This is a genomic window from Belnapia moabensis DSM 16746, assembly GCF_000745835.1.
Lineage (GTDB): Bacteria > Pseudomonadota > Alphaproteobacteria > Acetobacterales > Acetobacteraceae > Belnapia > Belnapia moabensis.
The window spans coordinates 63,954-74,503 of record NZ_JQKB01000026.1; the positions used below are offsets into that span (position 1 = coordinate 63,954).

11 protein-coding genes are annotated in these 10,550 nt (G+C 67.3%); all 11 read left to right on the forward strand.

Annotated elements, in window-relative coordinates:
- Window positions 1-86 precede the first annotated feature (86 nt).
- Window positions 87-1,052 carry an IS5 family transposase gene (locus EP26_RS17200; protein ID WP_043340304.1) on the forward strand — a complete coding sequence of 322 codons (966 nt, stop codon included), beginning with the start codon at window positions 87-89 and terminating at the stop codon, window positions 1,050-1,052.
- Window positions 1,053-1,453: 401 nt separating this feature from the next.
- Window positions 1,454-1,762, forward strand: a complete 309-nt coding sequence (locus EP26_RS17205; protein ID WP_157033597.1) for a hypothetical protein — start codon at window positions 1,454-1,456, stop codon at window positions 1,760-1,762.
- 422 nt (window positions 1,763-2,184) lie between these two features.
- On the forward strand, window positions 2,185-2,316 hold the full coding sequence (locus EP26_RS37525) for an alpha-crystallin domain-containing protein (protein WP_281177096.1): 132 nt from the start codon (window positions 2,185-2,187) through the stop codon (window positions 2,314-2,316).
- A 66-nt stretch (window positions 2,317-2,382) separates the two neighbouring features.
- The gene (locus EP26_RS17215; protein ID WP_043340350.1) at window positions 2,383-2,826 is read left to right on the forward strand and encodes a thioredoxin family protein; all 444 of its coding nucleotides are present in this window, start codon (window positions 2,383-2,385) and stop codon (window positions 2,824-2,826) included.
- Window positions 2,827-2,844: 18 nt separating this feature from the next.
- On the forward strand, window positions 2,845-3,777 hold the full coding sequence (locus EP26_RS17220; protein WP_043340307.1) for a DnaJ C-terminal domain-containing protein: 933 nt from the start codon (window positions 2,845-2,847) through the stop codon (window positions 3,775-3,777).
- Complete coding sequence (locus tag EP26_RS17225) at window positions 3,778-4,146, forward strand: chaperone modulator CbpM (RefSeq protein WP_052389307.1); 369 nt, start codon at window positions 3,778-3,780, stop codon at window positions 4,144-4,146.
- Window positions 4,136-5,128 (forward strand): M48 family metalloprotease, encoded by a 993-nt coding sequence (locus EP26_RS17230; RefSeq protein ID WP_157033598.1) that lies wholly within the window; start codon window positions 4,136-4,138, stop codon window positions 5,126-5,128. Before EP26_RS17225 ends, EP26_RS17230 begins: the two co-directional genes overlap by 11 nt.
- Before the next feature lie 185 nt (window positions 5,129-5,313).
- Entirely contained in the window at window positions 5,314-5,769 is a 456-nt protein-coding gene (locus EP26_RS17235) for an Hsp20 family protein (protein WP_281177097.1), read from the forward strand.
- Window positions 5,770-5,881: 112 nt separating this feature from the next.
- Window positions 5,882-6,367, forward strand: coding sequence for an Hsp20/alpha crystallin family protein (locus EP26_RS17240; protein WP_211259462.1), 486 nt, complete (start codon window positions 5,882-5,884; stop codon window positions 6,365-6,367).
- A gap of 189 nt (window positions 6,368-6,556) precedes the next feature.
- Window positions 6,557-8,425 (forward strand): molecular chaperone DnaK, encoded by a 1,869-nt coding sequence (dnaK, locus tag EP26_RS17245; protein ID WP_456303881.1) that lies wholly within the window; start codon window positions 6,557-6,559, stop codon window positions 8,423-8,425.
- 20 nt (window positions 8,426-8,445) lie between these two features.
- Window positions 8,446-10,550 (forward strand): AAA family ATPase (locus tag EP26_RS17250; protein ID WP_043340312.1); only part of this gene is annotated, 2,105 nt, incomplete at its 3' end.

Sequence of the window (10,550 nt, forward strand, 5' to 3'; positions counted from 1 at the left end):
GACCTTGTTGCAGCAGTCGCCCGCCTGGGTGGCCTGGGGTAGGATGCGGCCGGGGCGAGGCCTCTTCACCCTGCAGGGGACCCCTCGTGCCGTTCAAAGCCAATGCCGCTCGGCGCCATCACATCCCGAAGCAGCGGCACCGGGTGACCAACTGGGCCGAGTACGACGCCGGCCTGCGCGCCCGCGGCAGCCTTACCGTGTGGTTTACGCCGGAGGCGGTCGAGGCATGGACGGCTGAGCCGCGTACCGGCCGGGGCGGGCAGCCCGTCTACTCCGCGTTGGCCATCGCCACAGCCCTGACGCTGCGGGCGGTGTTCCGTCTGGCACTGCGCCAGACCGAGGGGCTGATCGCGTCCGTCCTGCAGTTGCTCGGCCTCGACCTGCCGGTGCCGGACCATAGCACCCTCAGCCGTCGGGCCGAGGTGCTCGAAGTGCCGCGGCCGAAAGCGGGGAGCGCGCCGGTCCACCTGCTGGTGGACAGCACTGGTCTCCGCCTCTGTGGACCCGGCGAGTGGCTAGAGGAGAAGCATGGCAGCAAGCGGCGTCGGGCTTGGCGAGTGCTGCACCTCGCCACTGACGCCGACACTGGGCTGATCGTCGCCTCGGCACTGACCGACAGGGATGCCGATGACGGCTCTCAGGTCGGTCCACTGCTCGACCAAGTGGACGGATTGGTGGCGTCCTTCACCGGCGACGGCGCGTACGACAGAGACGACGTCTATGCCGAAATTGCAGCGCGCCATCCCAAGGCGGCGGTCATCGTGCCGCCGCGCGCAAATGCGGTGCCAAGCGACGTGGCCGAGACCACACCAACGCAACGCGATGCCCATCTGCAATGTATCGCCAAGCGCGGCCGCTTGGGATGGCAGCGCGCATCGGGGTACAACACTCGTGCCCTGGTGGAGGCCGACGTCTCGCGCTGGAAGCGCGTCATCGGTGATGGACTACGTTCGCAAACGGATGGACGTCAGGCGACCGAGGTAACCATCGCTGCCGGCGTGCTGAACCGAATGCTAGATCTCGGACGCCCGATCTACGTCCGCATTACATGACCCGAAACGCGGCTTGGGTTCGATGCACCCTACGGTCGTTCAGTGCAACAAAGTGGCTGCAGGCCCTTGCCCTGCTCGACCCGATACAGGCGCCGTCCGCGCGGGAGCAAGCGCACCCTGTGCCGATCTAGCCGGCCGGCCCTGCCCGGGGCCGGCCGTGGAGAGCCAAGGGATCGCAGGGGATCATGGCCCTGGGGCTATCACCTCGGCTCTCCCATGCTTCGAGAGGGCTGCGTCGGCAGGGTGACTGGTCCCGGACTTCGGGGAGCCGTGCCGCCAAGCCTTGAACGGGGTGAACGGAAGACTATCAACAACTCTGCCAGGTGCTCGACCGAGGCCTGGCGGGTGGCACGGACCTCGAGTGCCGCCATGGCCATGTTGCTCGCAAGGAGGACGTGGAGATGTGGGCTGAAAACCCTTTCGACCTTCTGTCCCGGTCGCCTCTGCGCTTCGACCGGATGCCGGACCAGACCCAGCGCTCGCTTTGGAACGGACCCAGCAACAACCGCTTTCCGCTCTGCGGTACTACGTCGCCTCTGGAAGAGGGTGATGCCGACAACGGGCAGCGCGCTCCGGCGCTCCGGAGGTCTGCTCGTTGGCGCCGTGATCTCCTGATCGAGGACATGAAGGACCTCCTGGGGCGGGCGGTCATCTACGCACTGGCCCTGCTCGGGCTGCTGAATGTCCTCGGTCTGGTCGTAACGGCATGACAGCAGGGAGGGTGCCGTCATGCATAAGGCAGAACACGAAGCAGTCGTGACGATGCCATCGGTATCGCAGGTGCGGCCGGGACGGCATCAGGGTAACCCCGGCCCGATCTACTGGGCTTCTGCGGCCGCCACGGCATGTGCCGTGGCGGCCTCTTTCCCGTTCTTCTGGGCGCCGCCCCTTTGGGTCGCTGCCTTGCTTGCACCGCCGCCTAGCCTGGCAGTGCTGGCGATGGTGCTGCGGGGGGCCAAGCCGAAGGATGCGAGCACCATCCATGCTCGGGCCGGGTGCCCGAACCAGGCTCGGCGGATGGCACCGAGGACAGGTGCTCGGCGTGTTTATGGTGCTTCGCAATGACCATGCAGCGACGAGGCCCGAGATCGACTTGGGTCGCCGGCTACGGTCCAGCATGGGACCCGGCTGAATGCTCGAGGAGGTGCCGGGCGCGTTGCAGGCCAAACCCATCAAGAGCTACCCACCCCACGAGATCGAGCGAACCGGGGAGAACGCCTGCCGCGTCACACTGGCGGTGGCCGGCCTCCGGCCCGATGCTTGAGAACCAACGATCGAGACCGAAGCGATTGCAAAGCGGTGTCCTGCGCCGTCGATGAGGATCATGAACATGCCTGAGCCAGTCCAGGTGGTCTGCCCGCATTGCGATACGATCAACCGCGTTCCGGCCAACCGGCTGACCGACGTGCCGAGATGCGGCGAATGCCGCGGGCCGCTGTTCGAGGGGCGTCCAGTCCCCCTGTCGGAGGCACGCTTCCGGCGGCATCTCAGCCATAGCGGCATTCCGCTGCTGGTTGATTTCTGGGCCTCTTGGTGCGGCCCCTGCCGCACGATGGCGCCCGAGTTCGAGGCGGCGGCGCGCGCACTCGAGCCACGGATGCGGCTGGCGAAGCTCTCCACCGAGGAGGCCCCCGGGCTAGCCGCTGAGCTGCGGATCTCCGGCATTCCGATGCTTTCGCTGTTTGCGGGCGGGCAGGAGGTGGCACGCCGGGCGGGCGCCATGCCGGCGCGCCAGATCGTCGAATGGGCGTCCCGTGCTTCGGCCGGGGCCTGACGGGCAAGGCAGACGACCATGAGCGAGACCCCTTACGACATCCTGGGTGTGAAGCGTGACGCCACACAGGATGAGATCCGCAGTGCTTACCGTCGCCTGGCCAGGAAGCTGCATCCGGACCTCAATCCGGGCGACCGTACGGCCGAGGAGCGGTTCAAGCGGGTGTCGGCGGCCCATGACTTGCTCGGTGATCCCGACAAGCGTGCGCGCTTCGACCGCGGCGAGATCGACGCCTCGGGTGCCGAGCAACCGCAGCCGACACATTTCTACCGCGACTTCACCGGAGGTGCCGGTCCAGGGCAGCAATCCTATGCGAGCGATGCCGGCTTCGCTGACATGATGGACACGGACGACCTGCTCGCCGAACTCCTTGGCCGCGGCAGGCGTACCGGTGGCCGCGGTGCCGGGATGCGGATGCGTGGCGGCGACCTGCGCGGGCAACTTGCGCTGGACTTCCTGGAAGCGGTCAACGGCACGACGAAGCGGCTGACCTTGCCGGACGGCTCAACCGTGGACGTCACGGTGCCGCCTGGGACACGGGATGGCCAAGTGCTTCGCCTTCGGGGCAAGGGCGACACCGGCATCGGTGGGGGGCCTGCGGGCGACCTGCTCGTCGAGGTCGAGGTCGGGTCGCACCGGCACTTTACGCGCAAGGGCGACGACATCCATTTCGAGTTGCCGGTGAGCCTGTCGGAGGCGGTGCTCGGCGGCCGAGTGGAGGCGCCGACGCCAGCAGGGCCGGTTGCCGTCACCATTCCCAAGGTCTCCAACACCGGCACGGTGCTGCGGCTGAGAGGGCGCGGCGTGAGGCGACCCGACGGCTCCCACGGCGATGCGTTTGCGACGCTGCGGATCGTGCTGCCGGACCGGTCGGACCCGGAGCTGGAGGCTTTCGCCGCCCGTTGGGAGGGCGGCAAGGCCCACAACCCGCGGGTCGGGATGGAGGAGTGAATGTTCGATATCCACGATTTCCTGCTCCGGGCCCGGCTCGACGCCGTCTCGCTGGACGCCTGGATCAAGGCGGGCTGGCTGGCGCCCCAGCAGGCGGCCCCCGAACACCCCTTCTCCGAACTTGACCTCGCTCGCGTCTGCCTGATCCGCGACCTGCGGGAGGGCATGGGGGTGAACGATGAGGGCATTGCCATCGTGCTCGACCTGCTCGACCAGCTGCATGGGTTTCGGCAGGCGCTGCACCGGGTGAGCTCGGCACTCCAAGGGCTGCCGGCACCATTGCAACAGGAGATCCTGGCTCGGCTCCGGGGCGGCCAGGAAGAGGTGGTGAGACATTCGGGCGAGGAACCGCTTTCCGGTGTGGATTGAGCGGGCACGACGCGCCGTGGCGCTGCGGCTCGACCCGGCGGCCTTGGCCCGGCAGCGGCGGCTCAACCGGCTCCATTCGGCGCTGATCCTGCTACTCCTGGTTGGACTGGCGGGGTGGACCGGGTTGCTGGTTGGCGGTGTAGAGGGGCTCGCCTTCGGCGCCGGCATAGCGCTGGCCTTTCTGTTCCTCGACCCGATGCCAGGCGACCTCCTCTTCCGCCAGGCCTTCGGCGCGGTCCGTCTCTCGCCCGCCCAGGCGCCGGACCTTTTCGCCCTATCGGCGGCGCTGGCGCGGCGTGCCGACCTGCCGCATCCGCCGCACCTTTATCTCATTCCCTCGCCGACGCTGCAGGCTATGGCGGCCGGCAGCCGAGAAGCGCCCGTCATTGCGGTAACGTCCGGACTTCTGCGGACCCTGTCACGACGTGAACTGGCGGCGGTGCTGGCGCATGAGGTTGCGCATATCCGGCATGGCGATCTGCTGGTCCTCCGCTTGGCGACTGCAGCGGCCACCTTGACGCGCGGCATGGCCGGCCTCGGAGCGCTGGTGCTCCTGGTCTTCCTGCCAATGTTGTGGGCCACCGATGCGATGCCAGCACCTCTACCCATGGTGCTGCTGCTGGCTGCGCCGCTGCTCAGCGATGTTCTGACCCTATCGCTCTCGCGACGGAGAGAACTCCTGGCCGATGCGGGCGCGATCGAGCTGACCGGCGATGTCGCAGCCTTGGCCGAAGCCCTGGCGCGGATCTGGCGCATGCAAGGTGACGACTGGGAGCGCCTGACCTCCCGTGGCCCGTTCTGGATGAATTGGCTCCGCACTCATCCCACGCTCAAGGACCGCATCGCGGCCCTGCGCAGCATGGCGGCGCCGGTGCGTCCGGTGTTGTCGGATCCAGACCGGGTCGTGATTGCGCCTCCGGCGCTGTGGACCCTGGGCAGCCACTACCCGGCCCAGCGGCTGGCACGCCGGTGGCTTCTGTAGCTCTCGGTTTGATCGCCGGACGCCTCGGGTCGTGCCAGGCACTACGGGCGGCCGGGGGGCTTGAACCGACGCAGCATTTTCCTAGCTCGTCTGTTGCCGAATGCCGCAACCGGGTTCGGTGGGCGCCGGGCCAGGCGCTTCGGTGCCCGTATCCATGTCGCTCAGAGGAGGATGTGGCTATGAGGATGATCGACTTTGCGCCGCTTTCGCGGTCCACCATCGGCTTTGACCGGCTGTTCGATCTGCTCGATCGGACCACGGGTGTCGAGCCGAATGAGAGCTTCCCGGCCTACGACATCGAGAAGACCGGCGAGGACGCCTACCGCATCACACTGGCTGTCCCCGGCTTCAAGTCGGACGAGATCTCGATCGAGGGCCAGCCGAACCTGCTGCTGGTCTCGGGCCAGAAGTCGATGGACCGGGGCGGTCAGTATCTCCACCGGGGTCTCACGACGCGCGGCTTCGAGCGGCGTTTCAACCTCGCTGATTTCGTCGAGGTGAACGGCGCCAGCCTCGCCGATGGCCTGCTGACGATCGATCTCAAGCGCGAAGTGCCCGAGGCGATGCGGCCGCGACGGATCGAGATCGCCAATCGCTCGGCCCAGGGTCCGCGGCAGATCGAGGGCCAGCAGGCCGCCTGAGCCAGGGAGACTACCTCAGCAACACACCTATATGACACCGGGCCGGCAGGTGCGGGTGCCGCGCGGCGCTGTGTGCCTGCCGCTCCCGGTGGGAATGGAGGCAACCATGATGATGAGTGACCTCACCCCGTGGGGCCGCAACCGCACCGCCCCCGTCCCGCGCGGAAACGATGAGAACAACCCATTTCTTGCCCTGCAGCGCGAGATGAACCGGGTGTTCGACAGTTTCTTGCGCGGCTCCCCGGTTGCATCCACGCTCGCCCCACTTGGCTGGACGGCGACCGGGCCGCATGTGGAGGTGAGTGAAACCGAGCAGGAGGTGAGGGTCGTCGCAGAGCTGCCGGGCCTTGAGGAGAAAGACCTCGCGGTCACGCTGCACGATGGCGTGCTGATCCTCAGCGGCGAGAAGAAGGCCGAAAGCAGCGGCGCCGTGTACAGCGAGCGCTGGCACGGCCAGTTCCAGCGCTCGCTGCAGCTTGGCCCGGATGTCGATCCGGACAAGGTGGCGGCCTCCTTCCGCAATGGGGTGCTCACCGTCACCGTGGCCAAGCGCCCGGAGGCGCAGCGCCAGGTGAAGCGCATTCCGATCAGCGGGTGAGGTCCCGGCCTCCGGGCTGGCTTCCGGCCCGGGGTGCCGCCGCCAGGAAACACCGGCATGAACATCGGCCAGAACCGAACTGGCGAGCACGTCCATAACCCGGAACAGCAATTCGCAGCGCCGGAGGCAGACATGGCAACCAAAGTCATCGGGATTGATCTTGGGACCACGAACTCCTGTGTCGCCATCATGGAGGGCGGCACGCCAAAGGTCGTCGAGAACGCCGAAGGGATGCGCACGACACCCTCGATGGTGGCCTTCGCCAAAAGTGGCGAGACCCTCGTTGGCATGCCCGCAAAGCGTCAGGCCGTCACCAATCCAACAAACACGATTTTCGCCGTCAAGCGCCTGATCGGCCGGCGCTTCGATGATCCCACCGTGGAGAAGGACCGCGGTCTGGTCCCCTATAAGATCGTTCGAGGCGACAATGGCGACGCATGGGTGGAGATCGAGGGCAAGCGCCACAGCCCGGGTCAGATCAGCGCCTTTGTGCTGACCAAGATGAAGGAGACGGTCGAGGTCTATCTCGGCGAGAAGGTGACGCAGGCCGTCATCACCGTCCCCGCCTATTTCAATGACGCCCAGCGCCAAGCCACGAAGGACGCCGGTCGAATCGCCGGGCTCGAGGTGCTACGCATCATCAACGAACCGACGGCGGCGGCCCTGGCGTATGGCCTCGAGAAGAAGGGGTCCGGGAGGATCGCGGTCTACGACCTCGGCGGCGGGACCTTCGATATCTCGATTCTTGAAATCGGCGACGGCGTCTTTGAGGTGAAGTCCACCAACGGCGACACCTTTCTGGGTGGCGAGGATTTCGACGCCAGGATCGTGGACCATCTGGCCAGCGAGTTCCAGCGCGAGCAGGGTATCGACCTGCGCAAGGACCGGCTGGCACTGCAGCGGCTGAAGGAGGCCGCCGAGAAGGCCAAAATTGAGCTTTCGTCCGCCAAGCAGACCGAGGTGAACCTGCCCTTTATCACCGCTGACGCCTCCGGGCCGAAGCACCTGGTAATGATCCTGACCCGCTCGAAGCTCGAGGCGCTTGTGGACGACCTGATCGCCCGCACCATGGAGCCCTGCAAGCAGGCGCTGGAGGATGCTGGGATCACCGCCAAGGACGTTGACGAGGTGGTCCTGGTCGGTGGCATGACCCGCATGCCCAAGGTCATCGAGGCGGTAAAGCAGTTCTTCGGCAGGGAGCCCGCCCGCAACGTCAACCCGGACGAGGTGGTCGCCGTCGGCGCCGCGATCCAGGGCGGCGTGCTCAAGGGCGAGGTAAAGGACGTCCTGCTACTCGACGTGACCCCGCTCTCGCTGGGAATCGAAACGCTGGGCGGCGTGTTCACCCGGCTGATCGACCGCAACACGACCGTTCCGACCAAGAAGAGCCAAGTCTTCTCGACAGCTGAGGACAACCAACCGGCCGTGACTGTTCGCGTCTTCCAGGGTGAGCGCGAGATGGCGGCCGATAACAAGATGCTGGGTGAGTTCAACCTTGTTGGCATCCCACCCGCACCCCGGGGCATACCGCAGATCGAGGTGACCTTCGACATCGACGCCAACGGCATCGTCTCCGTGAGTGCGAAAGATAAGGCGACCGGTAAAGAGCAGCAGATCAAGATCCAGGCCAGCGGCGGCCTGTCCGAGAAGGACATCGAACGCCTGGTCCGCGAGGCCGAGCAGCATGCAGCGGAGGACAAGCGCCGCCGGGCTGCCATCGAGGCGCGCAACCAGGGCGACGCTTTGATCTACACTGCTGAGAAGCAGCTGCAGGAGCATGGCGCTAAGGTCGGCAGCGCCGAGCGGCAGGCCCTGGAGGATGCGGTCAGGCAGCTGCGGGACGTGCTGTCGGCGGATGATGCCGACGGCATCCAGCAGCAGATCGAGGTTCTATCCCGGGCCTTCGGGCGCTTCGGCGAGGCAGTGCATCGCAGCGCCGATGCCCAGCAAGCGGAGGCTGGCAGCTCAGCAGGCACAACCTCGACTCAAGCCAGAAATGACAATGTCGTCGACGCCGATTTCGAGGAGGTCGACGACCGGAACCGCAAGCGCGGGTAACCGCACCGAGGAGGCTGACCATGGACATTGAAAAATTCACCGAACGGTCCCGCGGCTTCCTCCAGGCCGCCCAGACCATCGCCATCCGCGAATACCACCAGCGCGTCACGCCGGAGCACCTGCTCAAGGCGCTGCTCGACGATGAGCAGGGTGCAGCAGCCAGCCTGATCCGCGCCGCCGGCGGCGACCCCGCCCGGGCGAAACAGGCCATCGACCTGGAGGTAAGCCGCCAGCCGAAGGTGACCGGCGGCGGCGCCGGCCAGCCGCAGTTCACGCCGGACATCGTCCGCGTGCTCGACGCCGCGCAGCAGCAGGCGCAGAAGGCCGGCGACGAGTATGTCGCGCAGGACCGGCTGCTGGTGGCGCTCGCCGCCTCCGACACTCCGGCAGGCCGCGCGCTGAAAGGCGCCGGCGCCGATGCCCAGCGCTTGGAGGCCGCCGTCACCGACCTCCGCAAGGGCCGCAAGGTCGACAGCCAGAACGCCGAGCAGAGCTTCGACGCGCTGAAGAAATACGCCCGCGACATCACCGAGGCCGCCCACGAGGGCAAGCTCGACCCGGTCATCGGCCGCGACGAGGAAATCCGCCGCGCCATCCAGGTCCTCGCCCGCCGCACCAAGAACAATCCGGTGCTGATCGGCGAGCCCGGCGTCGGCAAGACCGCCATCGTCGAGGGCCTCGCGCTGCGCATCGTCAAGGGCGACGTGCCCGAGGCGCTGAAGTCGAAGCGCGTCATGGCGCTCGACCTCGGCGCCATGGTCGCCGGCGCCAAGTATCGCGGCGAGTTCGAGGAGCGCTTGAAGGGTGTCCTGTCGGAGACCGAGAAGGCCGCCGGCGAGATCATCCTCTTCATCGACGAAATGCACACCCTCGTCGGCGCCGGCAAGGCGGATGGCGCGATGGACGCCTCCAACCTGCTGAAGCCGGCGCTGGCCCGTGGCGAGCTGCACTGCATCGGCGCGACCACGCTCGATGAGTACCGCAAGCATGTCGAGAAGGACGCGGCGCTGGCCCGCCGTTTCCAGCCCGTCTTCGTCGGCGAGCCGAGCGTCGAGGACACCGTCACCATCCTCCGCGGCATCAAGGAGAAGTACGAGCTGCATCACGGCGTCCGCATCACGGACGGCGCGCTGGTCGCGGCGGCGACCCTCTCCAACCGCTACATCACCGACCGCTTCCTGCCCGACAAGGCGATCGACCTCGTGGACGAGGCCGCCAGCCGCCTCCGCATGCAGGTCGACAGCAAGCCGGAGGAACTCGACGCGATCGACCGCGACCTGATGCGCCTCAAGATCGAGCGCGAGGCGCTGCGCAAGGAGGAGGACGCCGCCTCCCGCGACCGCCTCGCCAAGCTCGAGAAGGAGCTCGCCGACCTCGAGGAGCGCTCGCGCCAGATGACGCAGCGCTGGGAAGCGGAGAAAGGCAAGGTCGTCGAGAGCCAGAAGCTGAAGGAGGAGCTGGACCGCGCCCGCACCGAGGTCGAGCTGGCCCAGCGCCGCGGCGACCTGGCGAAGGCGTCCGAGCTGCTCTACGGCACCATTCCGACGCTCGAGAAGCAGCTCGCCTCGACCGGCGACGGCGACGCGCGGCTGGTGAACGAGGCCGTCACGGAGGAGGGCATCGCCGGCGTCGTCAGCCGCTGGACCGGCATCCCGGTCGAGAAGATGCTGGAGGGCGAGCGCGCCAAGCTCCTCAAGATGGAGGACAAGCTGCGCGAGCGCGTCGTCGGCCAGCCCGAAGCGCTGGAGGCGGTGTCGAAAGCGGTCCGCCGCGCCCGCGCCGGCTTGCAGGACCCGAACCGGCCGATCGGCAGCTTCCTCTTCCTCGGCCCCACGGGCGTCGGCAAGACGGAGCTGGTGAAGTCGCTCGCCGCCTTCCTCTTCGACGACGAGCGGGCGATGACGCGCATCGACATGTCCGAGTACATGGAGAAGCACGCCGTCTCCCGTCTGGTCGGCGCCCCTCCCGGCTATGTCGGCTATGACGAGGGTGGCGCGCTGACCGAGGCGATCCGGCGGCGCCCCTATCAGGTCATCCTCTTCGACGAGGTCGAGAAGGCGCATGAGGATGTCTTCAACATCCTGCTCCAGGTGCTCGACGACGGGCGGCTGACGGATGGCCAGGG